This window comes from Pigmentiphaga litoralis, from assembly GCF_014651835.1.
In the GTDB taxonomy this organism is placed as follows: domain Bacteria; phylum Pseudomonadota; class Gammaproteobacteria; order Burkholderiales; family Burkholderiaceae_B; genus Pigmentiphaga; species Pigmentiphaga litoralis.
Window position 1 is genome coordinate 318,463 of record NZ_BMXQ01000001.1, and the last position, 23,861, is coordinate 342,323.

Below are 23,861 nucleotides of genomic sequence, written 5' to 3' on the forward strand. Positions count from 1 at the left end.
TTGCCCGCATCGAAGTAAAATGGAGGGCGAAACCGCGTTTCCCCTTCCTCGATTCTAGTGTCGTCTCTTATTGTGGCCTCCATTTTGCGCCTGCCCGGACCCCTCGCCCTTTCCTCTTTCCGTCGCGATCGCCTGCTCGAACGCCTGCAGTCGCTGCCTGGCGCGATTGCCGACGTCACGGCGCGCTACGTGCATTTCGTGCACACCGACGGGCCGCTGTCGAGTGCCGACGCCGAGCGCCTCGACAAGCTGCTGCACTATGGCGAGCCGTTCGTGGCCAGCCCGGCGGGCCAGTCGCTCCTCGTCATTCCACGCCTGGGCACCCTGTCGCCCTGGGCCAGCAAGGCCACCGACATTGCGCGCAACTGCGGGTTAGAAGGCGTGCGCCGGATCGAACGCGGCGTGTTGTACACCCTGTCGCCCAAACGCGGCCTGCTCAGCGGATTCACGGGCGCCAAGACGCTGAGCCCGGAAGACCTGGCGGCCGTAGCCGCCGTCCTGCATGACCGCATGACCGAAACGGTCGTCGATGGCGAGTTCGATGGCGCGCCGCTGTTCGCGACGCTGCCCGGCAAGCCCATGCAAACGGTGCCCGTGCTGGAGCAGGGCATTGCCGCGTTGGCCACCGCCAACCTGACCATGGGCCTGGCCTTGTCCGATGACGAGATCGACTATCTCGTCAACGCATTTACCGGCCTTGGCCGGGACCCGACCGACGTCGAGCTGATGATGTTCGCGCAGGCCAACAGCGAGCACTGCCGCCACAAGATCTTCAACGCACAGTGGCGCATCGACAGCGCCGACCAGCCCAACACCCTGTTCGGCATGATCCGCGCAACGCACGCTGCGCAGCCGCTGGGCACCGTGGTGGCCTACTCCGACAACGCTGCCGTGATGCAGGGCGGCCCGGCCGAGCGCTTCCACGTGCAGGCGGGGGACACGACGCTGGCCTACGCCAAGCGCGACGCCATCGTGCACACGCTGATGAAGGTCGAAACGCATAACCACCCGACCGCCATTTCACCGTTTGCAGGCGCCTCCACGGGCGCAGGCGGCGAAATCCGCGACGAAGGGGCCACCGGCCGCGGCTCCAAGCCCAAGGCGGGCCTGACCGGCTTTACGGTGTCGAACCTGCGCTTTCCAGACGCCCCCGAGCCTTGGGAAACCGACTCGCATGGCTTGCCGGACCGCATTGCGTCACCGCTGTCCATCATGCTCGAAGGGCCGATCGGCGGCGCGGCGTTCAACAACGAATTCGGCCGCCCCAACCTGGTCGGCTACTTCCGCAGCTATGAACAGACGGCGGGCGGCACGCGCTGGGGCTACCACAAGCCCATCATGATCGCCGGCGGTCTGGGCAGCATCGACGACGGCTACACCCACAAGCTCGATTTGCCTCCGGGCTCGCTGCTGATCCAGCTGGGTGGCCCTGGCATGCGTATCGGCATGGGCGGCGGCGCCGCATCCAGCATGGGCGTCGGCAGCAACACGGCTGACCTGGATTTTGATTCCGTGCAGCGCGGCAACCCCGAAATCGAGCGGCGCGCCCAGGAAGTGATCGATCGCTGCTGGCAGCTCGGCGCCGACAATCCCATCCTGTCGATCCATGATGTGGGCGCCGGTGGGCTGTCGAATGCATTCCCCGAAGTCGTGGACGGCGCCAATCGTGGCGCGACCTTCGACCTGACCCAGGTGCCGCTGGAAGAATCCGGCCTGTCGCCAGCCGAGATCTGGTGCAACGAATCGCAGGAACGGTACGTTCTGGCGATCGCGCCAAACGACCTGGAACGCTTCGACGCCCTGGCGCGCCGCGAACGGTGCCCCTACGGTGTGGTGGGCGTCGCCACCGAGCAGCGGCAGTTGCGCGTGGTCAACGGCGAAGGCTTCGACGCCGCGGACACGTCGGCCCAGGAATGGACCAGCACCTCCCGTCCGGTCGATGTGCCGATCGACGTCATTCTGGGCAAGACGCCGCGCATGCTGCGCGACGTGGCGCGCCTGCCCGGCGTGCGCGAACCCATGGACGTGGTGGGCCTGGACCTGGACGACATCGCGCTGCGCGTGATGCGCCATCCCACGGTCGCCAACAAGACATTCCTGATCACCATCGGTGACCGCACGGTCGGAGGCATGTCGTCGCGCGACCAGATGGTGGGCCCGTGGCAGGTGCCGGTGGCTGACTGCGCCGTAACCCTGGCCGATTACCGGGGCTTTCGGGGTGAAGCCATGGCCATGGGCGAACGCAGCCCGCTGGCCGTGATCGACGCTGCGGCGTCCGGACGCATGGCGGTGGCCGAAGCCATCACCAACATCGTCGCGGCCCCCGTGGCGCGCCTGGAAGACATCAAGCTGTCGGCCAACTGGATGGCCGCCTGCGGTGAGCCGGGCCAGGATGCCGCCCTGTACGATACGGTCGACGCCGTCAGCCAGCTCTGCCAGCAGGTCGGCCTGTCGATCCCGGTCGGCAAGGACTCGCTGTCGATGCGCACCGGCTGGCAGGTGGATGGCGAAGACCGCAAGGTGGTCTCGCCGGTCTCGCTGGTCGTGACCGCGTTCGCATCCATCGAGGATGTCCGCCCCTCGCTCACGCCGCAACTGCGCACCGATGAAGGCGACACTTCGCTGATCCTGATCGACCTTGGCCAGGGCCGCAACCGCCTGGGCGGCTCGGTGCTGTCGCAGGTGATCAACCAGGTCGGCGACAGCGTGCCGGACATCGAGTCGGCCGACCAGCTGGTGGCTTTCTTTGCCGCGGTTCGTACCCTGGCAGAAAGCGGCGTCATCCTGGCCTACCACGACCGTTCGGACGGCGGCGTGTTCGCCACCGTCTGCGAAATGGCGTTTGCCGGGCGTGTGGGTGTGACGTTGAACATCGACATGCTGACGCTCGACCCGCATGCCGCCGACTGGGGCGACTTCAAGATCCGCGCCGATCAGGTCGCCGTGCAGCGCGCCGAGCTCACCTTCAAGGCGCTGTTCTCGGAAGAGGCGGGCGCCGTGATCCAGGTGCCCACGGCCAGCCGCAATGCGGTCATGGAAGTGCTGCGCGGCGCGGGCCTGTCCAAGCACTCGCACGTGATCGGCAGCCTGAACACCTCCGACACGATCGACATCTATCGCGACGCCAAGAAGATCTGGTCCAAGCCGCGCGTCGAACTGGCGCAGGCCTGGAGCGAAGTGAGCCACCGCATCATGGCCCTGCGGGACAATCCGGCCAGCGCCAAGGCCGAATTCGCCGTCTGGGCCGACAAGGACAACCCGGGCCTGTCGCCGCGCGTGACCTTCGATCCGCAGGCCGACGTGGCTGCGCCGATGATCGCGACCGGCAAGCGTCCGCGTGTTGCCATCCTTCGCGAGCAGGGCTGCAACAGCCATGTCGAGATGGCCTATGGCTTTGACAAGGCAGGCTTTGCCTCGCACGACGTGCACATGACCGACCTGCTGGCTGGCCGGGTGGACCTGAACGAGTACCACGGCCTGGTGGCCGTGGGTGGCTTCAGCTACGGCGACGTACTGGGCGCGGGCGAAGGCTGGGCCAAGACCATCCAGTTCAACACGATGCTGGCGGACATGTTCTCGGCCTACTTTGGCCGCAAGGAAACGTTTGCGCTGGGCGTGTGCAACGGCTGCCAGATGCTGGCTGCCCTGGCATCGATGATTCCCGGTGCCGAGCACTGGCCGCGCTTTACGCGCAACCAGTCCGAGAAGTTCGAAGCCCGCTTTGCCATGGTGGAAGTCCTGGACTCGCCGTCCATCTTCCTGCAAGGCATGGCCGGCTCGCAGGTGCCGATCGCCGTCTCGCACGGCGAGGGATACGCCAACTTCACGCAGCAGGGTGATGCAGCCAAGGTGCTGGGTGCACTGCGCTACGTCGACAACCGCGGCCAGGCGACCGAAACGTACCCGTACAACCCCAACGGTAGCGCGGGCGGTTTGACGGGCGTGACGACGGCTGACGGCCGCTTCACGGCCCTGATGCCGCACGCCGAACGTGTCTTCCGCAACGTCCAGATGTCTTGGGCGCCCAAGAGCTGGGGCGAGCAGGATAGCGGCGGTGAATTCTCGCCGTGGATGCGCATGTTCCGTAACGCGCGGGTCTGGGTGGGTTGATCACGCCCGGCGACCAAGGCAGCCCCACGTAGCGGGTAGAGCCGCTGAACAAAAAGGCCTGTTCGTCGAAAGACGGACAGGCCTTTTTTTATGCAGTCGTGCGAGCAGGCATACCGCGGGCGGCACAGCTACAAGGGCGATCACCCGCGGGGGGAGCGCAGCCGAGCAACCATAAAACAAAACCCCCAGGCAAGCCCGGGGGTTTTGTTCATTCTTAAGCATTGGAACGCCTTGCGACGTTCCGAGAATCAGGCTTGCGCCTGAATCAAATGCTTAGAACTTGTGCTGCAGGCCAAAGGCCAGCTGGCGCTTGCTCAGATCCGAGTAGTCGGTACGGCTACGGAATTGACGCTGATCGTAGTCGTTGAAGAAGACATACACGTTGGTACGCTTCGACAGGTCATACACATAGCCAACCGAGTAACCGTCGATTTCCGACTTGGTGGTGTACTGGTATGCGGCCATGACCTTGCCGGCGCCCAGAGGTGCGCTCAGGCCGAGGGTGTACGCATTGTCGTTGCCATACAGGTTGGCGAACTGGTTAGCAGCAGAAGGCACGCCGCTCGTCACCAGGTTAGCACCAACGTTGTTCAGCGGGTTCTTCATGTGCGACCAGCCAGCGTACGCAGCAACCACGCCGAAGTCATACGAAGCGCCGACGATCAGGTTCTGGGGCTTTTCGCCACCGTTTGCAGCTTCCAGAGGGCCCGACAGGTTTGCGTACGAGTACGTAGCAACACCCTTCAAAGGACCGTTTTCGTACTTCAGGCCAACGTCAAGCATACGGTTGTTGTTACCGTTGCCAGCGACTTCCTGCTCAGCACCAGCGGTGCCGGTCTGGAAGCTATAACCCACAGCGCCTTGGAAACCGGCGATGACTGGCGAGTAGTAGTAAGCCGAGTTGTTGACACGCGAACCGGCACCGAAGTCACCCGTGTTGTAGCCGAACGTGGTGCTGACTGCCGAACGCGAGTACGACAGACCGAACGGGTTGACGATACCGGCAGCCCACATGAAGCCCAGGTTGGTCGTACGGCCCAGGGTCAGGCGGCCAGCGCGGGCGCTTTCCAGACCAACGAATGCATAACGGCCAAACAGACGACCTTGCGTCGATGCGCCGTCATCCAGCTGGAAGCCGCTTTCCAATTGGAAAATTGCCTTCAGGCCGTTGCCGATGTCTTCCGAACCACGGATACCCCAACGCGATTGAGCGCCAAGGCCGCTGTCGAGGGCGCTACGCGAGCTCTGACCTTCGGTCTTTTCGTTCTGGAAACCAATGTCAGCGATACCGTACAACGTAACGTTGCTTTGGGCGTTAGCTGCACCGGCAAAGCCAGCCAACAGAGCGGCGGCGAGAAGGGTCTTCTTCATTTAATTAGGTCTCCAACGGAGTGAATAACACGATAAGCCAACAGCGTCATACACAAGCGCTCGGCTAGGGCCGAACCTTTGTCTATGTGCCGCGGCGGCCTTGCTCTCGATTTCAGTGAGCGATGGTGCTGGCTGCGAGAAATCTGGAATGAATTTCACCAGAAAAGCCGAAGGCGTGCCAACTCTTAATTCCGCTGCAACATTGATGTGTTGCGATTTGCCCTAAACGCTGTGACATCCTTGCAACCGAAGCTTGGAATAGCGAGGGAAAACAGCGTGATGCGCCAAAACACGTTTCAGTAAAAACGCCCCATGTTGCAGTGACATGACGTCACCGCTCAATGGAGCGTTTTATACAACTAAGGCAAACCCTGATAGCGGTAAATTAAGCTGCCCGGATGAGTTTTAGTGTTGGTTCAAACCAACGTTTGCCATCAGTTGATTTTTGCCTTCTGACGCAGGCTGGCCTGGAAGTCACGCAATTTAGCCTGGCGCATCGATTCCTCGATCTGCGGGCGCAGCTGATCGAGCGGCGGGAATTGGCTGTCGCGAATGTCTTCCAGACGGATCACGTGCCAGCCGAACTGGGTCTGCACCGGGTTGGCAGTGGTCTGACCCTTGGACAGGCCCGCCAGTGCGTCCGAGAACGGCTTTACATACGTGCTGGCCGGCGCCCAGTCCAGGTCGCCACCATTGGCGGCCGAGCCAGGGTCTTTCGATTGCTTGGCCAGGTCTTCGAACTTGGCGCCCTTGTTCAGCTGGGCAATGATGTCCTTGGCCTGCGCTTCGGTTTCGACCAGGATGTGGCGCGCACGGAATTCCTTGTCGCCCTGGGCGGACTTGACGCGGTCGTACTCGGCCTGGACTTGCTGCGGCGTGATCGTGTTCTTGGCAAGGTAGTCGTTGAACAGGCCGCGAATCAGCACGCTCTGGCGCGTCAGGTCGATTTCGGCCTGCACTTCCGGCTGTTTGGCGATGCCGCGCTTGTCGGCTTCCTGCAGGAAGACTTCACGGTTGATGAGTTCTTCGCGGATCTGCTCGCGCAGTTGCGGCGAGTCAGGCTGGCCTTGCTTGGTCAGCAGGTTGACGAATTGATCAACGCGCGAAGAAGGAATGGCCTTGCCGTTCACGACGGCAGCGTTTTGGGCAAAGGCGGGAACTGCCACGGCCAGCGCAGCCGTCAACATCAAAACACGCTTCATCAGGGAAATCCTTACTATGAATAGATCGGCCGGAAGCCAGCCTGATTTGTTAGGTCTTGTCGGAATTTTCTTGGGAAGTGAGCGCCGTAATGGCAAGCGCATGCACCTCGTCAGGCATCAGATCCTTCAATTGATCATACACCAGGCGATGTCGGGCAACCCTTGACAAGCCCGTGAAACGGTCCGAAACGATCCGTACCCGGAAGTGTCGGGCCCCGCCTGCGGCGCCGGCGTGACCGGCATGCAGGTGCGACTCGTCAATCACATCGAGGGCTTGCGGGTCCAGGCTGCCAAGCAGACTGCGGATGGTGGCAACGCGGGCGGCGGTCATGAACGTTCCGCCCCGGCGTCGGTTTCCGCCTTGATGACCTTGGCCGCACCGTCCTTGACCGGCGTCTTCATGTGGCGACCCAGGTAGATCGACTGGATGATGACGAACGCAAGCAGCAGGCCGAAGATGCCGAACACCTTGAACGTCACCCACGTTTCGGTCGGCCAGTTATAGGCCACGTACAAGTTCACGCAGCCGACCACCGCGAAAAACAGGGCCCATGCCGTGTTCAAGCGGTTCCAGATGGCATCGGGCAACTGGATCTGCGCGCCCAGCATGCTGCGCATCAGATTCTTCTTGGCAATCCACTGGCCACCCAGCAGCACCACCGCGAACAGCCAGTACAGCACCGTGGGCTTCCACTTGATGAAAAGTTCGTTGTGCAGGAAGAGCGTCGCCCCGCCGAACACCACGATGATCGTCAAGTTGATCCAGTGCATGGGCTCGATTTTCTTGCGGCGCGCGACCAGCCAGAGAATCTGTACCACGCTGGCCGCCATGGCGACGCCAGTGGCCACGTACAGATCGGCAAATTTATAGGCGCCAAAAAACAGCAGAAGGGGAAATAGATCGAACAGGAGTTTCATTGAGTCTCGATAGTCAGGAAATAGGTGATGGCGCGGCGGCGGGCAGACGCGCGCAGGCGGCGGCAGGAAAAGGGAGCTTATCTCGGATAGTAGCTCGACGGTCACCGCATCCTGTCGAGGGGTGCCGCGGCAAAGTCGTGCAGGCCCTCTATATATAGAGGTAGAGGGGTCTCTGCTTCAGGTGTCCTGTCCGGCGGGCTGGCCGGGCACACGCCGGCCGGATGTCGCGGCCCCTTGGCAGCCCGCGACATCCTGGGGGAGGGTCAGCGCGAGGCGCGGTCGGGCGGGCTGAACGGTTCGAACTTCAAGGAAACGGAGTTGATGCAGTAGCGCACACCCGTTGGCGGAGGGCCATCGGGAAAGATATGACCCAGGTGCGCGTCGCACACGTTGCACAGCACTTCGGTGCGGACCATGCCGTGGGTGGTGTCCCGTTCTTCCCGCACATTGTCAGGATTGAGCGCGGCGAAATAGCTTGGCCAGCCACAAGACGAATCGAATTTCGTGTCAGACGCGAACAGCGGCGTATTGCAGGCCACGCAGCGGTAGATGCCCGGCTGGTGGTGATCCCAGTACTCGCCTGTAAAAGCTCGTTCAGTTGCCTTTTCCCGCGCCACCGCGTACTGCATCGGGGTGAGCAGGGTGCGCCATTCGGCGTCGGATTTGTTCACTTTCTTTAGAGCTGTCATGCGGGGGTCCTCACGAAGAACAACTGACTTCCAGATGGCTCGCCCAGTCGGGCGGGATACGGCAGTACGCATCGAATCCCGGTCTTTCCGTATACGGGTCCTTGAGCAGCATCACCAGCGTCTCGATTTCTGACGTGTCGCGCTGCGTGGCCGCACGGATCGCTGTCTCGGCCAGGTGGTTGCGCAAGACGTAGAGCGGGTTGATACGGTTCATCGCGTCGGCGCGCTCCGCATCCTCCAGATCATCCAGGCGCAGCCGCGTCCGGTAGGTTTCGAGCCACACTTCGGCTGCCGCGCGATCGGCGAACAGGTCCACGAAGGTTTCCCGGCCTGCCGATGCGGCCGTTTCGGTAGCCGCATCCTTGTGGATCTGAGCCAGCCGGCGGAAGCTGAGCGTAAAGTCGGCGCCATTGCGGTGCATGACGGCCCACAGGGCATTGACGAGATCGGCATCCGACTCGCGCCAGGCGACAAGCCCGAGCTTGCGCGCCATCAGCCCATGAAAGGTGTCCAGGAAGGTGTTCTCGTAGCCGTCCAGGGAGGCCCGGATGGCGTCTTCGTCTTCGATCAACGGAAACAGCGCGCCGGCCAGCTTGTAAAGGTTCCAGTGGCCGACCGCCGGCTGGGCGTCCCACGCATAGCGGCCTGCGCTGTCGGTATGGTTGCAGATGTGGTGGGCATCGAACGCGTCCATGAAACCGTAGGGTCCATAGTCCAGCGTAAGCCCCAGGATCGACATGTTGTCGGTGTTCATGACGCCATGACAGAAGCCGACGACTTGCCACTGCGCCATCAGCGCGGCTGTGCGCCGGGTGACTTCCGCCAGCAGGCGCAGATACGGACCGCCGGCCACGTCCGCCTCGCCCGCAGGCGCCGGGCGGCATTCCGGGTAGAAGTGATCGATCACATAGTCAGCCAGGATGCGCAGCGGTTCGATCTGTTGCCGGCTGGCCCAGTGTTCGAAGGATCCGAAACGCACGAACGACGGCGACATGCGGGTCACGACGGCCGCGGTTTCCATGGTCTCGCGGCGCACCGGATCGTCGGACGCCACCAGCGCCAGGGCGCGTGTGGTCGGAATGCCCAGGCCTACCATCGCTTCGGACGCGAGATACTCGCGCACCGACGAGCGCAACACGGCCTTGCCATCGCCCATGCGCGAGTACGGCGTACGCCCCGAGCCCTTCAATTGCAGTTCCCAATTGCCGGCGGGCGTGTCGATCTCGCCCAGCAGCAAGGCGCGGCCGTCACCGAGTTGGCCCGCCCACACGCCGAACTGATGGCCGCTGTAGACAGCGGCCAGCGACACGCCACCCGGCAGCGGTTCGGCGCCGGAAAACACACGCAGGAATTCGGGGGTGGTGAATGCTTCGGGCGACAAACCGATCAGCGCAGCAGCATCGGCATTGGCATGCACGAGCCACGGGTCTGTCAGCGGTTGGGCAGTGACCCGGGTATAGAAATCGGGAGACGCGTCGGCAAAGGAATTGACGACCTTCAAGGCGTCGAGCGCAGGAGCGAGAGGGGTAGTCATGGCCAGGGCAAGAGCAGGGTGACTCGATAAAAGAAGGTTAACCTATTTGGCTACTCGCGACGGCGGGCTTCGTCGCAAGGTGTTGCGGGGCGTATCGCGTGGTCCAGCGCCAGGTTCAGGACGCGTTGCGGAACAGGTTGCGGGCGGTTTTCAACAGTGTTTTCATGGGGGGAAGCGGGTTTGGAAGGGGGACTGGTTGCCCTGCTCAACGGCATCAGCTACGGCCTGCTGTTGTTCATGCTGTCGGCAGGGCTGACGCTGATTTTCAGCATGATGGGCGTAATCAATTTCGCGCACGCCAGCTTCTATATGGTGGGGGCGTATGCCGCCTATGCCATCGCGACCCGCATCGACGCCGTGCCGGTGCTGGCCGGCGCCGGCTTCTGGGCTGCGCTGGTGCTGGCGCCGCTGGTGGTCGGACTGCTGGGCGCGCTGGTGGAACGGTATGGCTTGCGGCGGGTGCGCGGGCAGGGCCATGTTGCCGAACTGCTGTTTACCTTCGCGCTGGCCTACGTGATTGCCGAAGTCGTGCAACTGATCTGGGGACGATCGGCCGTGCCGTATCGCCTGCCAGACGTGCTGCAACAGCCGCTGTTCGTGGTCGATGGCACCCAGTTTCCGGCCTACCGCGCGCTGATGATGGCCGTGGCGGGCGGCATGCTGCTGGCATTGTGGGTGCTGCTGCACCGTACGCGTGTCGGGTTGGTGATCCAGGCAGCCATGACGCATCCTTCCATGGTCGAAGCGCTGGGGCACGACGTGCCTCGGGTGCTGATGGCCGTGTTCGCTGGCGGGTGCCTGCTGGCCGGACTGGCCGGCGCCGTCGGAGGAAGCGTGTTCGTGACCGATCCGGGCATGGCTCTGGCGGTCGGGCCGATCGTGTTCGTCGTGACCGTGGTCGGCGGGCTGGGGTCGCTGACAGGAGCGTTCCTGGCCAGTCTGCTGATTGGTGTCCTGCAGACCTTCGCGGTTGGGTTCGATACGTCGGTCGGCGACCTGCTCGGGTTGACCGGGGACCCGGGTGTTTATGCGCCGTCTTCGTCCGAGGCTGCGTCGTCGTTGTTTTCGTCCTTGTTTGCGTCGGTGGTTTCGTCGGTCTTGTCGTCCCTGGCGCCCGTGCTGGCCTTGCCCCTGTCGCGGGTCGCGCCGGTGTTGCCGTATCTGCTGCTGGTGATCGTCCTGATCTGGCGGCCGTTCGGTTTGCTGGGGCGGCGTGAATCATGAAGGACGATGCAGGCCATATCGATATGGAGAGTGAAGCATTGCCGCTGGCCGGTGGGGGCGGTGGGGCCGCGTCGCTGATCACGTGGCTATGCGCCGCGATCGCCTTGCTGCTTGCGCCAATGCTGCTGGGTGGCCCGTCCGGCAACGCCTACGCAATAACGCTGTTGTCCCACATCTGCGCGATAACGGTGTTTGCGCTGTCCTACAACCTTTTGCTCGGCCAGACGGGATTGCTGTCGTTCGGCCATGCGGTCTACGCGGGCATGGGTGGCTGGGTCGCGGTGCGCGCCCTGAACCTGGCGGGTGACGGACTGCCGCTGCCGGTCTCGCTGGTGCCGCTGGTCGGGGGCCTGGGTGGCGCGGCCTTTGGACTGCTGTTCGGATGGTTGACCACGCGCCGGGGTGGCACGCCGTTCGCGATGATCTCGCTTGGCATCGGCGAGCTGGTGTACGCGGTGGCGGCCATGTTCCCCGCCGGGTTCGGGGGTGAGGCAGGCATCGCCACCAATCGGGTCATTGGCGATCCCGTGTGGGGAATCACTTTCGGCCCGGACATCGAGGTCTATTACCTGACCGCGGCGTGGACATTCCTGGCCGCCCTCGCCATGTACGGATTGACCCTTACGCCACTTGGGCAGATTGCGCGGGCGGTGCGCGATAACGCCGAACGGGTTGGCTTCATCGGCTATGACCCGCGGCGGGTGCGCTGCACGATGCTGGTCGCCGCCGCATTTTTTGCTGGCGTGTCCGGGGCGCTGACCGCGCTGAACGTCGAAGTGATCAGTGCCGAAAGCCTGGGGTCGATGCGATCCGGCATGGTACTCCTGGCGGTGGTGATCGGCGGATCGGCGTACTTCATCGGACCGGTGCTTGGCGCCATCGCGGTCACCCTGATGGCGATGGCCTTGTCACGCCACACGCCGGCGTGGCAGTTGTACCTCGGGCTTGCCTTTGCCGGGACCGTGATGTTCGTGCCGGGCGGGATGGCCGGCTTCGCAGCGGCTCTTGCCCGGCAAGGCCGGCAGGCGGGATGGCGCAAGACATTGGCCAGGTATGGCATGGCAAGCGTGGGCCTGCTGGTGCTTGGCTTCGGCACCGTCGAACTCGTCGAACCGCTGTATCGCGAGCGGTTGCGGCTTGGACAGGCGGTCACGCCGGTGCACCACGTCGCGGGCGAAGTGTCTGCCTGGTGGCAGATCGGCGGCGGCATGCCTTGGTGGATGGCGGTGATGGCAATCGCTGTCGGGGCGGGGGTACTGGCCGTGGTCCATCGGCGCGGGGCCGGGGCGGATACAGCTCCTGCAGCGTCGCGTCGGGGAGGGGCTTGATGGCGCACGATGTGGCTCGCATTTCGCGATCTTCCGGATCGCCGGGATCGTTCGGATCGGCGGAATCGTCAGGCACACCCGCCTTGCAGTTGACCGGCGTTTCCAAACGCTGGGGCAAGGTCGAGGTCTTGCGGTCGGTGACACTGTCGGTGTCCGCCGGGGAACGTCACGCTGTCATCGGTCCCAATGGCGCCGGCAAATCCACGCTCTTTCATGTCATTTCTGGACTGGCTTCACCAAGCGGCGGACGGATCCTTCTCGAAGGACGGGATATTGGCGGTCTCGCTCCGCATGTCATCAACCGGCGGGGGCTGTCGCGCAGCTTCCAGGTCACCAATGTCTTCCCGCGCTTGACGGTCATCGACAACCTGCGATGCGCCGCGTCGTGGTCGCTGGGGGCAGGGTATGCGTTCTGGCGGCACGCGTCGACGCAGGGCCCGATCAACGAACGTGCCGACGCCCTGGCGCATCGCCTGGGCCTGCACGCCGACCGCAGGCGGCTGGCGGGCGAGCTCACCTATGCGCAGCAGCGCGCGCTTGAACTGGGGATGGCCATCGCCACCGATGCGCGCGTGTTGCTGCTCGATGAACCCACGGCAGGAATGAACCGCAGCGAAGCTGCGCGTATGGTCGATCTGGTCCGCGACGCGGCGGCCGGGCGGTCGCTGTTGATCATCGAGCACGACATGACCGTCGTGTTTGCGTTGGCCGATCGGCTGTCGGTCTTGGTCCAAGGCGAAGTCATCGCGACGGGTGCGCCCGATGTGGTGCGGCAGGATCCTGGCGTACGGGCTGCCTATCTGGGACACATCCCGCCTGGCGAGAGCCAGGCCGCGCAAGGCAATCGCTCGCACGCGGATGACAAGGCGACGCCATGACGCGCCATGACCGTGCTGCCTCCTCTCTGATAGTGCAAGACCTGCACGCCTGGTACGGCGCAAGCCATGTGCTGCAGGGCGTCGACCTGAACGTGCAGCCGGGCGAGATCGTGGCCTTGCTTGGCCGCAATGGCGCGGGCCGTTCCACCACGGCGCGCGCGATGATGGGCATGGTGCAGGCGCGCGGCCAGATGCTCTGGCGGGGCGAGCAATGGCTGGGACGGCGCACCGTCGACATTGCACGCGCGGGCATCGGTTACGTGCCGGAAAGCCGTGACGTCTTCCCGACCCTGACCGTCTTGCAGAACCTGGCCTTGGGCGTGCGCCGCGGGGCGGCGTCGTCGGCATGGACCCTGGCCGACACGTGGCGGCGTTTTCCGCAACTCGAACGACGTGCCCACACGCCCGCGCACGCCTTGTCTGGCGGGGAACAGCAGATGCTGTCGCTAAGCCGTACGCTGATGGGCGACCCCGCACTGCTCATTGTCGACGAGCCCACCGAAGGCCTCGCGCCAATGCTGGTGGACCAGGTCGCCCATTGCCTTGAAGCGCTGCGCGATCGGGGGCGATCCGTGTTGCTGATTGAACAGCGTCTGGACATTGCCTTGCAAATTTCCAGTCGTCTGTATGTGCTCGGCCATGGCAAGATCGCGTTCGAAGGAAGTCCCGATGCGCTGCGCCTGGATGCCGCCGTGCGCCGCGACTGGATAGAGCTGTAGCTGACACCCGTGCGCTGCCGCGTTGCCGGCATGGGCACGACCCCGAGCAGACATCACGACAAGGATTGCCATGGCTGCCGCCTATGAGGTCCGAGAGGACATCGCCGTCATTACCCTCGACAACCCGCCTGTCAACGGGCTGGGCTTCGACACGCGCCGCGATCTGGTCGAAGGCGTGCAGCGCGCCTGTGAGGACGAGGCCATTCGCGCCATCGTCGTCACCGGCGCCGGCAAGGCGTTTTCTGGCGGGACGGACACGCAGGAATTCAACACGCCCAAGGCCTTGCAGGAACCCATTCTGTTGTCGACCATCGATCGTGTCGAAGCGGCAAGCAAGCCCGTGATCGCCGCGATGCATGGGGTCGCCATGAGCGGGGGACTCGAACTGGCCATGGGCTGTCACTATCGTGTCGCGAGTCCCGACGCGCGGCTGGCCTTGCCGGAAGTGCGGCTTGGCTTGATGCCTGGCGCGGGCGGCACGCAGCGCCTGCCGCGCGCCATTGGTGTTGCGCGTTCGCTGGCCATGATCCTGTCGGGCGATGCCATGCCGGCCACCGACTTTGCCGACACCCCGCTGATCCAGGCCCTGATCGAAGGCGACCTGGTCGACGGCGCCTGTGACTTCGCACGTCGTGTGGCGATGCCGGCGGCATCCGAAGGGCGCCTGCCGCGCTTGCGTGACCTTGCGGTGGAGACCGACGGCGCCGCGCTGGCGATTGAACAGGCACGTGCGGGCATTGCGGACACGTCCCCGCATTTGCCTGCGCCTGCTCGATGCATCGACGCCATCGAAGCCGCCACCACCGACCCGTTCGAACAAGGCCTGCGCCGCGAACGGGAATACTTCCTGGCCTTGCTCGAATCGCCCCAGTCGCGCGCGTTGCGGCAGGGGTTGATCAGTGAGCAGGCGGCAGGCGGCGTCGATGGTCTGCCTGCCGACGTGGCCGCCGGACCGCTGGGTGTCATTGCCTTTGTTGGAGAAGGCGGGCATGGCCTGGACCTGGCGCAGATTGCTGCGCGCGCGGGCTGCAAGGTGTTGTGGTTCAACACGGCAGGCGCCGCCACGGATGCGGCGATTGCGGCGACGGATGGAGCAAGTGCCGGAGCAAGTGCCGGAGCAAGTGCCGGAGCAAGCGTCGGAGCAAACGCCGAGGCAACCGACACCTTCGACAACCTGACCCATGTGACCGACCTTGCAGCGCTTGCCGACGCGGACCTGGTGATCGTGACGTCGCAGCCCGGCATGGATCCCGACCTGCCGCTATTCGAAGACCTGGACGAACTGATGAAGCCCGAGGCGATCCTGGCGGCCGATGCGGCCACCACCGACATCGACGCGCTGGCGGGCTTCACGCAGCGCCCCGACAAAGTCGTGGCCTTGCATGGCTGCCGCTCGTCGCTCAGGCTGGGCGTGCTCGAGATCGGCCGCGGCAAACATACCGATGACAGGACCGTCGCCACGGCGGTCGCCTTTGCCAATCGCATCGAACTGCCGTTCGTCGTGTGCATGGGACTGAATGGAATGATCGGCGAGCGCATGCGTCGTCGATACGGCCGTCATGTCGAATCGTTGCAGGACCGCGGCGTGCCGCTTGCGCGCATTGTCCAGGCATTGGGCGCTTTCGGCTTCGATCCGCCTCCCTTGTTGCCCGACATGCCGCCGGAAGCCGTCGCGCCCGACACCAGTGAAATCGACGATGCGAAGATCGTTGAATATCTGATGTGCGGGTTGGTCAACGAGGCGGCTCACCTGCTGCACGAAGGCATCGCCCAGCGCGCCTCGGACATCGACCTGGTCTGCCTGAAAGGCTACGGTTTTCCCGCGCACACTGGCGGTCCGCTCTTTTATGCACACGAACGCGGACTCGACTGCATGGTGGCCAGCCTGCTCGAACATGGCGAAACCTGCCCCATCGAAACGCATGACTGGGTGCCATCCCCATTGCTGGTGCGGCTGGCATCGGAAGGGCGGCGGTTCGATTGAGTTGGGCTGCATCAGCGCGCGCACGCAGGTAAAGAAAATCCCGGCTACGAAGGCTTCGTAACCGGGATTTTTTGGCTGGAGACCGCAAGCGACTGCTGCGTCCTCCTTATCCCACCGCAGACGCTTCGGTGCTGTGCACCGAAGCGTCTTGCAGGATCAGAGGATTTCGGCGGCGTGATCGGCAAGGCGGGAACGCTCGCCCCGTTGCAGGGTGACATGGCCCGAATGCGCCCATCCCTTGAAACGGTCGACCACGTACGTCAGGCCCGAACTGCCCTCAGTCAGGTACGGGGTGTCGATCTGCGCGATGTTGCCCAGGCAGATGACCTTGGTGCCCGGACCGGCCCGCGTGACCAACGTCTTCATCTGCTTGGGCGTCAGGTTCTGCGCTTCATCGATGATGAGGAACTTGTTCAGGAAGGTCCGGCCGCGCATGAAGTTGAGCGACTTGACCTTCACGCGTGAACGGATCAGGTCCATCGTGGCCGCGCGACCCCAGTCGCCGCCATGATTGCCCGAGTCCGACTCGCCCATGTTCAGGACGTCAAGGTTGTCTTCGAGCGCGCCCATCCACGGCAACATCTTTTCTTCTTCCGAACCCGGCAGGAAACCGATGTCTTCACCGACCGGCACGGTGACCCGCGTCATGATGATTTCGGTGTAGCGCTTGGTTTCCAGCACCTGCGTCAGGCCGGCCGCCAGGGCCAGCAAGGTCTTGCCGGTGCCCGCCTGACCCAGCAGCGACACGAAGTCGCAATCCGGATTCATGAGCAGGTTCATGGCGAAGTTCTGCTCGCGGTTGCGGGCGGTGATGCCCCACACATTGTTCTTTGAATGCGTGTGGTCGCGCAGAGTCTGGAGCACGGCCGTCTTGCCGATGACTTCCTTGACTTGCGCGTACAAGGGCATGCTGCCTTCGAAGTACACGAACTGGTTGATCGCGAACTGGGTGCACAGCGGCCCGGTGATCCGGTAGAACGTGCTGCCGCCCTGTTGCCAGGACTCGATGCCCTTGCCGTGTTTGTCCCAGAAGTCGCTTGGCAACTGCAGGATGCCGGTGTAGAGCAGGTCGGAGTCTTCCAGCACCTGGTCATTGAAATAGTCTTCAGCCTGCAGGCTGAGCGCGCGCGCCTTGACGCGCATGTTGATGTCCTTGGACACCAGCACCACGTCGTGGTCGGGATACTGTTCCTGCAGGGATCGGACGACGCCAAGGATCTGGTTGTCGGCCTTGCCGATCGGCAGGCTGGCCGGCAGCACGGTTTCGACCAGCGTTGTCTGCAGGCGCAGGCGGCCAAGCGCTTCCCGGCTGCCCAGCTTGTTGAGCGCAATGCCGTTTTCGATGTCCTCGACATCGCTGACCAGCATGTCCAGCGAGCGGCTCACCTGGCGTGCGTTGCGCGCCACTTCCGACATCCCTTTCTTCTGGTTGTCGAGTTCTTCGAGCGTCATCATCGGCAGGAACACATCGTGTTCCTCGAACCGGAAGAGCGAGCTCGGATCGTGCAGCAACACGTTGGTGTCGAGCACGAACATCTTGGTCTTTTGCGAGCCTTTGGCCTTGGCGCGTGCGGTTGCGCCGCCCTGCTTGGGAGCGGGCGGCTTCCTGGGCGACGTCGTTGCCTTGCTGACGGGTTCAGCAGGCGCAGGCGTGCTGCGAGCCTGCGGCGCGTTGGCCGGGGCCGGCACGGCGGCAAGCGCCGGAGCTGACGCAGCCGGTGGCGCTGCCGACGGCGCGTCTGGCGTCAACAGGACGCCAACAGGCGCGGCGGCAGCTGTCTTGGCCGCGGCCGACTTGCTGGCGCGGGGCCGCGAGGTCTTGGCGGGCGCCGCCTGCATGCCGGACAGTTCAGGTTGGACTTCAAGCGGGAGGGAAGAAGACGCCTGGGGCGCGGCGGTGTCCGACTTCTTGGTGCGTGTTGCGGGTCGCGCCGGTTCACCCGTAGGAAAAGACAAAATAGCTGCGGGCCGGGTGGGCATCTTTGGAAGCGGCATGAGCGCGTATCTCCTCGTACTGGAATCCTAACGATACTGCACTTCGGTAGACGTTTCGTCGTGATGAGCCGATTAAAAGATGTGACCGTCCGCGCCTGCCGGCCGCGCCCCGCCGGGTCACCCCAGTTCGCGCACCGCGGCAAGTACGGCGTCGACATGGCCAGGCACCTTCAGCCCGCGCCATTCCTTGCGCAGCACGCCGTCGGCATCGATCAGGAAGGTGCTGCGTTCAATGCCGCGCACCTGCTTGCCGTACATGTTTTTCATTTTCATGACACCGTACAGCTCGCATACCTTTTCGTCGGGGTCGGCAATCAGGGCGAACGGAAATTCCTGCTTTTCGCGGAATCTGGCGTGCGACGAAAGGGTGTCGCGCGAAATCCCGAAGATCCGCGCGCCAGCGGCCTCAAACTCGGCGTGCAGATCCCGGAAGTTCTGGCCTTGCGTGGTGCACCCTGGCGTGTTGTCTTTCGGATAGAAATACAGCACCACGATCTGGCCTTTCAGCGCTTCCAGCGAAAATTCGCCGTCGGTGCCGGGGGCGGTGAAGGTCGGGGCAGGGCTGTCGATGGCGAGGGTCATGGGATCCTTGGGAAAACGTCGCTGAAGGGCCAGCGGAGAACGGAAACAGAAAACGAACAGTCAGAACGGCGCGACCGGGAGCCGCGGCAGCACCCGCCGCGCCGGTCAACCCGGCAGCAGGGCGACCACCACGCGGCGGTCTTCGGACATCAGGATGTTGTAGGTGCGCGAGGCGGCCTGGCTGTCCATCATCTCGACGCCCACACCGGCCTTGAGTAGCGGCCGCAGCAGGGCAGGGGCCAGGAAACGCTGCTTGTTGCCCGTGCCGATCAGCAGCACTTCAGGCAAGGGCTTGGCGTCCAGGTCGACCAGTTGCGCCATCGCGGTCGCGTCGATCTGCTCGACGGACTCGGGCGACCAGCGCGCCACGTCGCCTTCGGGGCCGAAGACCACGGCGTGCGCGTACTCAGTCTTGTTCACTTCGATATAGCCGTCGCCGTAGCCGGTCACGGTGTTCAGGGACGTATTGGGGTCGGAATGCAACTTCACGTTCTGCTCCGAAAGAAAAGGGGCGAGCGGCAGGCCGACGCGTTGCCGGGTCAGTAACACACACCGGTACGCGGAAGGCCGCCGGGGAAGGCGCCGCCAGCGATTTGCTAGGGGCAGCCCGTTTAGCTAGATTATAGGTTTATGCGGCCTGGCACAGGCCGGACCTGGACGCTTTTGCCCACCCCCGGATCGATCCCTGGCCGCTTTTTCGTCACTTACAAGGAATCACCATGTCGACCCCATCGCGCGAGTTTTCGCGCATTCAGCGTTTGCCGCCCTATGTGTTCAATATCACGGCGGAGCTGAAGATGGCGGCGCGTCGACGAGGCGAGGACATCATCGACATGTCGATGGGCAATCCTGACGGCGATACGCCCGCGCACATCGTCGACAAGCTGGTCGAGGCCACCAGGCGGCCCGGCACCCATGGGTACTCGGTCTCCAAGGGCATCCCGCGTCTGCGCAAGGCGATCGCGGACTGGTACGGCCGCCGGTATGGCGTGGATATCGATCCGGAAACCGAAGCGATCGTAACGATCGGGTCCAAGGAGGGCCTGGCGCACCTGATGCTGGCAACCCTGGACCGCGGCGACACGGTACTGGTACCCAACCCGAGCTACCCGATCCACATCTACGGCGCCGTGATCGCCGGCGCCGACATTCGGTCGGTGCGCATGACGCCGGGCGTCGACTTTTTCGTCGAGCTGGAACGCGCGATCAAGGAATCGATTCCCAAGCCCAAGATGATCATCCTGGGCTTCCCGAGCAACCCGACTGCCCAGTGCGTGGATCTGTCGTTCTTCGAGCGCGTCGTGGCGCTGGCCCGCGAGCACAACATCCTGGTCGTGCACGACCTGGCGTATGCCGACATCACGTTCGACGGCTATGTGGCGCCGTCGATCATGCAGGTGCCGGGCGCCCGGGACGTCGCCGTCGAGTTCTTCACCATGAGCAAGAGCTACAACATGGCCGGCTGGCGGGTCGGCTACATGGTCGGGAACAAGGACCTGGTCAATGCGCTGGCCCGGATCAAGAGCTATCACGACTACGGCACGTTCACGCCCATCCAGGTGGCGTCGATCGCCGCGCTGGAAGGCCCGCAGGAATGCGTGGCCGAAGTCGTCGAGCAGTACCGCCGCCGACGCGACGTTCTGGTCAAGGGGCTGCACGAAGCCGGCTGGATGGTCGAGAACCCCAAGGCGTCCATGTACATCTGGGCGAAGATTCCCGAGCCCTACGCGGCGTTGGGCTCGCTGGAGTTTGCCAAGCGTTTGCTGGCGGATGCGCACGTGGCGGTTTCGCCCGGTATCGGCTTTGGCGAATACGGCGACGATCATGTCCGTTTTGCCCTGATCGAGAACGAACAGCGCACGCGCCAGGCCGTGCGCGGGATCAAGGACATGTTCCGCAAGGACGGTCTGGTGCCCCGTCCGGCGTGATCCGGATGGCTTGATTTGTCCTGCTGGACGCCGGGCTGGCCCCGGCGTCCGTTAAACTGGCGTCATTGTCGCGTCATCACCGCGATTTTTTTCAGCAATCCCCCCCGGAAGCAGCATGGAACCCATCCGAGTAGGCCTCCTGGGCCTTGGCGTGGTTGGCGGCGGCACATTCAAAGTGCTGGCGCGCAACGCCGAAGAAATCGCCCGCCGTGCCGGGCGCCACATCGTCGTGACCAAGGTGTCCGCGCGTGACCTCGTCAAGGCCAAGAGCCGCGTTGGCGACGCCGCGCAGGTCGTGGCCGACCCGTTCGAGATCGTGCGTGACCCGTCCATCGACATCGTCGTGGAACTGATTGGCGGCGACGGCCTGGCGCGCGAACTGGTGCTCGAGGCGATCGCCCACGGCAAGCATGTGGTCACCGCCAACAAGGCCTTGCTGGCCAAGCATGGCAATGAGATCTTCGCGCTTGCCAGCGAAAAGGGCGTGATGGTCATGTTCGAAGCCGCCGTGGCCGGCGGTATCCCGATCATCAAGGCCATCCGCGAAGGCCTGACGGCCAACCAGATCGAATGGGTGGCCGGCATCATCAACGGCACGACCAACTTCATCCTGTCCGAAATGCGTGCCCGGGGCCTGCCGTTTGCCGAGGTCCTGGCCGAAGCCCAGAAGCTCGGCTATGCCGAAGCCGATCCGACCTTTGACGTCGAAGGCGTCGACGCCGCGCACAAACTGACGCTGCTGTCGGCCATCGCTTTCGGCGTGCCGGTGCAGTTCGACAAGGCCTACATCGAAGGCATCTCGTCGCTGTCCCAAATCGACATCTCGTACGCCGAAGAACTCGGCTACCGGATCAAGCTGCTGGGCGTGACCAAGGCACGTCCCGACGGTATCGAACTGCGCGTCCATCCCACGCTGATCCCGACCAAGCGTCTGCTGGCCAATGTGGAAGGCGCGATGAACGCGGTGCTGGTGCAGGGCGACGCCGTAGGCGCGACCCTGTACTACGGCAAGGGCGCGGGCGAAGAACCCACGGCGTCGGCCGTGGTGGCCGACCTTGTCGATGTCACCCGTCTGCACACTGCCGATCCGGAACACCGCGTGCCGCACCTGGCCTTCCAACCCCAGTCGATGTCCGACAAGCCGATCCTGCCGATCGAAGCCGTCACGACCTCGTACTACCTGCGCCTGACGGTCGACGATGTGCCAGGTGTGCTGGCCGAGATCACACGCATCCTGGCCGACGCGTCGATTTCGATCGGTTCCATGATCCAGAAGCCGCGCGAAGGCTCGACGCAGGCCGACATCATCTTCCTGACGCACGAAGCCGTCGAACGCAATGTGAATGCCGCCATTGTCCGGATCGAAGCATTGAACACCGTCCAGTCCAAGGTGACCCGCCTGCGACTCGAAAACCTGGCCTGAGACCCTGATGCGATATCTATCCACCCGTGGCGGCATGGCGCCGCAACCGTTCACCGACGTGCTGCTGGAAGGGCTCGCGCCCGATGGCGGTCTGGCCGTGCCCGAAAGCATTCCGCAGATCTCGGCGGAACAGCTGGAATCGTGGCGCGACCTGTCGTATGCCGACCTTGCGTTCGAAGTCCTTCAGCATTTCCTGACCGACATTCCGGCCGACGACCTGCGCACACTGACGCATGCCGCCTACAGGCCGGAAGTATTCGGCAGCGACGTGATCGTGCCGCTCAAGCCCCTGGCGGGCGGCATGTCGCTGCTGGGGCTGTCCGAAGGCCCGACGCTCGCGTTCAAGGACATGGCCATGCAGTTGCTGGGCCACCTCTTTGAATACACGCTCAGCCGCCGACATTCCACGCTCAATATTCTTGGCGCCACGTCGGGCGACACCGGATCGGCGGCCGAATATGCCATGCGCGGCAAGAAGGGCGTGTCGGTGTTCATGCTGTCGCCGCAAGGCCGGATGAGCGCGTTCCAGCGGGCGCAGATGTATTCGCTGCAGGACGAGAACATCCACAACATCGCGGTGCAGGGTGTGTTCGACGACTGCCAGGACATCGTCAAGGCCGTCAGTGGCGATCTGTCGTTCAAGATCGAGCATCGCATCGGCGCGGTCAATTCCATCAACTGGGCGCGCATCGCCGCGCAGGTGGTGTACTACTTCCACGGCTGGCGTATCGCGACGCAACCGTCCACCGGCGGCGAACTGCCGCAGGTGTCATTTGCGGTTCCGTCGGGCAATTTCGGCAATATCCTCGCGGGCCACTTCGCCCGCAGCATGGGTCTGCCGATCCGTCGCCTGGTGCTTGCCACCAACGAAAACAACGTGCTGGAAGAATTCTTCCGCACGGGCATCTACCGGCCTCGCGCGTCGGCCGAAACGCATCAGACCTCCAGCCCGTCCATGGACATCTCGAAGGCGTCGAACTTCGAGCGCTTCGTCTATGACTTGATGGGACGGGATGCCGCCAAGGTCAAGGCCTTGTGGGAACAGTTGGCAACCGAAGGCAGCTTCGACCTCTCGTTGTACAAGCCCGAATTCGAAACGCGATTTGGTTTCGTGTCGGGTGCGAGCACGCATGCCGACCGCCTGGCCACCATCCGCCAGGTCAAGGCCGAAACGGGCCTGGTCATTGATCCGCACACGGCCGATGGCGTGAAGGTCGCTCGTCCGTTCGTGGAAAGCGGCATCCCCATGCTGGTGCTGGAAACCGCCTTGCCAATCAAGTTCGGCGAGACGATCGAAGAGGCGCTGGGTGAACTGGCGCCACGCCCACCGGCCTTTGAAGGCATCGAAGCGCTGCCGCAACGCGTGCAGATCCTGGACGCCGATGTGCAGACGATCAAGGACTATATCGTCAAGCATGGCGCTGCCTGACCGGCCGATGAAAGTCTTCGGGATTGCCGGCCATAGCGGAGCGGGCAAGACCACGTTGATCGAACATGTCATCCCCGTCCTGGTCCAGCACGGGCTGAAGGTATCGTTGATCAAGCACGCGCATGACCGGTTCGACATCGATCGGCCGGGCAAGGATTCCTACCGGCATCGTGAAGCCGGCGCGAGTGAAGTCCTGCTCACGTCGGCGCACCGGTGGGTGCTGATGCATGAATCGCGCAACGAAGCGGAACCGGACATGGCGGCGCAGCTGGCCGTGCTGTCGCCCTGCGATGTGGTGCTGGTGGAAGGGTACAAACGCTGGCCGTTGCCCAAGCTCGAGGTGTGGCGCGCCTCGACCGGCAAGCCGCCCATGTACCTCGATGACCCGTCGGTGATCGCGATCGCAACCGACTGTCCAGACACGATCCCCGACCCGGGGGAACGGGATGTGCTGGACCTCGACCAGCCGGCGCAGATTGCGCGGTGGCTGCTCGATACTCTGAACCGCTTGCCTGCCGCGCGTTAGCGGCACGAAGGAGACCTTGTG

19 protein-coding genes are annotated in these 23,861 nt (G+C 63.8%); 10 read left to right on the forward strand and 9 right to left on the reverse strand.

The genetic code is table 11. The features are described 5' to 3' along the window. The first annotated feature begins 72 nt into the window (after positions 1-72). Positions 73-4,110, forward strand: coding sequence for a phosphoribosylformylglycinamidine synthase (gene purL / locus IE116_RS01265; protein ID WP_189614380.1), 4,038 nt, complete (start codon positions 73-75; stop codon positions 4,108-4,110). Positions 4,111-4,383: 273 nt separating this feature from the next. On the opposite strand, the gene IE116_RS01270 is transcribed toward purL, so the two are convergent. The 6 genes from IE116_RS01270 to IE116_RS01295 all read right to left on the reverse strand — a co-directional run bounded on the left by IE116_RS01270 (position 4,384) and on the right by IE116_RS01295 (position 9,824). Next, entirely contained in the window at positions 4,384-5,481 is a 1,098-nt protein-coding gene (locus tag IE116_RS01270) for a porin (protein ID WP_189609095.1), read from the reverse strand. 434 nt (positions 5,482-5,915) lie between these two features. Next, the gene (locus IE116_RS01275) at positions 5,916-6,683 is read right to left on the reverse strand and encodes a peptidylprolyl isomerase (protein WP_189609097.1); all 768 of its coding nucleotides are present in this window, start codon (positions 6,681-6,683) and stop codon (positions 5,916-5,918) included. Between the two features lie 49 nt (positions 6,684-6,732). Beyond that, positions 6,733-7,014 (reverse strand): BolA family protein, encoded by a 282-nt coding sequence (locus IE116_RS01280; RefSeq protein ID WP_189609099.1) that lies wholly within the window; start codon positions 7,012-7,014, stop codon positions 6,733-6,735. After that, a complete protein-coding gene (locus IE116_RS01285; protein ID WP_189609101.1) occupies positions 7,011-7,601 on the reverse strand; it encodes a septation protein A in 591 nt (196 codons plus the stop codon). The genes IE116_RS01280 and IE116_RS01285 overlap by 4 nt, the downstream gene beginning before the upstream one ends. Positions 7,602-7,864: 263 nt before the next feature. Beyond that, on the reverse strand, positions 7,865-8,290 hold the full coding sequence (gene msrB / locus IE116_RS01290; RefSeq protein WP_189609102.1) for a peptide-methionine (R)-S-oxide reductase MsrB: 426 nt from the start codon (positions 8,288-8,290) through the stop codon (positions 7,865-7,867). 10 nt (positions 8,291-8,300) lie between these two features. After that, positions 8,301-9,824, reverse strand: coding sequence for a protein adenylyltransferase SelO (locus IE116_RS01295; protein ID WP_189609104.1), 1,524 nt, complete (start codon positions 9,822-9,824; stop codon positions 8,301-8,303). Between the two features lie 180 nt (positions 9,825-10,004). Here IE116_RS01295 and IE116_RS01300 point away from each other — a divergent pair, with 180 nt between their 5' ends. From IE116_RS01300 to IE116_RS01320, 5 genes are all read left to right on the forward strand, one after another. Beyond that, complete coding sequence (locus IE116_RS01300) at positions 10,005-11,048, forward strand: branched-chain amino acid ABC transporter permease (protein WP_189609106.1); 1,044 nt, start codon at positions 10,005-10,007, stop codon at positions 11,046-11,048. Then, a complete protein-coding gene (locus IE116_RS01305; protein WP_229827947.1) occupies positions 11,045-12,376 on the forward strand; it encodes a branched-chain amino acid ABC transporter permease in 1,332 nt (443 codons plus the stop codon). Before IE116_RS01300 ends, IE116_RS01305 begins: the two co-directional genes overlap by 4 nt. Next, positions 12,376-13,254 (forward strand): ABC transporter ATP-binding protein, encoded by an 879-nt coding sequence (locus IE116_RS01310; protein WP_189609108.1) that lies wholly within the window; start codon positions 12,376-12,378, stop codon positions 13,252-13,254. The genes IE116_RS01305 and IE116_RS01310 overlap by 1 nt, the downstream gene beginning before the upstream one ends. Next, positions 13,251-13,973, forward strand: a complete 723-nt coding sequence (locus tag IE116_RS01315) for an ABC transporter ATP-binding protein (RefSeq protein ID WP_189609109.1) — start codon at positions 13,251-13,253, stop codon at positions 13,971-13,973. The genes IE116_RS01310 and IE116_RS01315 overlap by 4 nt, the downstream gene beginning before the upstream one ends. Before the next feature lie 70 nt (positions 13,974-14,043). Then, positions 14,044-15,957 carry an enoyl-CoA hydratase-related protein gene (locus IE116_RS01320; protein WP_189609110.1) on the forward strand — a complete coding sequence of 638 codons (1,914 nt, stop codon included), beginning with the start codon at positions 14,044-14,046 and terminating at the stop codon, positions 15,955-15,957. A 156-nt stretch (positions 15,958-16,113) separates the two neighbouring features. On the opposite strand, the gene IE116_RS01325 is transcribed toward IE116_RS01320, so the two are convergent. The 3 genes from IE116_RS01325 to IE116_RS01335 all read right to left on the reverse strand — a co-directional run bounded on the left by IE116_RS01325 (position 16,114) and on the right by IE116_RS01335 (position 19,023). Continuing rightward, on the reverse strand, positions 16,114-17,952 hold the full coding sequence (locus IE116_RS01325) for a PhoH family protein (RefSeq protein WP_189609112.1): 1,839 nt from the start codon (positions 17,950-17,952) through the stop codon (positions 16,114-16,116). Positions 17,953-18,069: 117 nt separating this feature from the next. Further along, on the reverse strand, positions 18,070-18,534 hold the full coding sequence (locus tag IE116_RS01330) for a peroxiredoxin (RefSeq protein WP_189609113.1): 465 nt from the start codon (positions 18,532-18,534) through the stop codon (positions 18,070-18,072). A gap of 105 nt (positions 18,535-18,639) precedes the next feature. After that, a complete protein-coding gene (locus IE116_RS01335; protein ID WP_189609114.1) occupies positions 18,640-19,023 on the reverse strand; it encodes an Mth938-like domain-containing protein in 384 nt (127 codons plus the stop codon). 230 nt (positions 19,024-19,253) lie between these two features. Here IE116_RS01335 and alaC point away from each other — a divergent pair, with 230 nt between their 5' ends. The 4 genes from alaC (at position 19,254) to mobB (ending at position 23,840) form a co-directional block, all read left to right on the forward strand. Next, positions 19,254-20,462, forward strand: a complete 1,209-nt coding sequence (gene alaC, locus IE116_RS01340) for an alanine transaminase (protein WP_189609115.1) — start codon at positions 19,254-19,256, stop codon at positions 20,460-20,462. Between the two features lie 115 nt (positions 20,463-20,577). Continuing rightward, positions 20,578-21,885 carry a homoserine dehydrogenase gene (locus tag IE116_RS01345; protein ID WP_189609116.1) on the forward strand — a complete coding sequence of 436 codons (1,308 nt, stop codon included), beginning with the start codon at positions 20,578-20,580 and terminating at the stop codon, positions 21,883-21,885. Between the two features lie 7 nt (positions 21,886-21,892). Next, the gene (gene thrC, locus IE116_RS01350; RefSeq protein ID WP_189609117.1) at positions 21,893-23,314 is read left to right on the forward strand and encodes a threonine synthase; all 1,422 of its coding nucleotides are present in this window, start codon (positions 21,893-21,895) and stop codon (positions 23,312-23,314) included. Continuing rightward, the gene (gene mobB / locus IE116_RS01355; protein WP_229827948.1) at positions 23,301-23,840 is read left to right on the forward strand and encodes a molybdopterin-guanine dinucleotide biosynthesis protein B; all 540 of its coding nucleotides are present in this window, start codon (positions 23,301-23,303) and stop codon (positions 23,838-23,840) included. The genes thrC and mobB overlap by 14 nt, the downstream gene beginning before the upstream one ends. Positions 23,841-23,861: the final 21 nt, after the last annotated feature.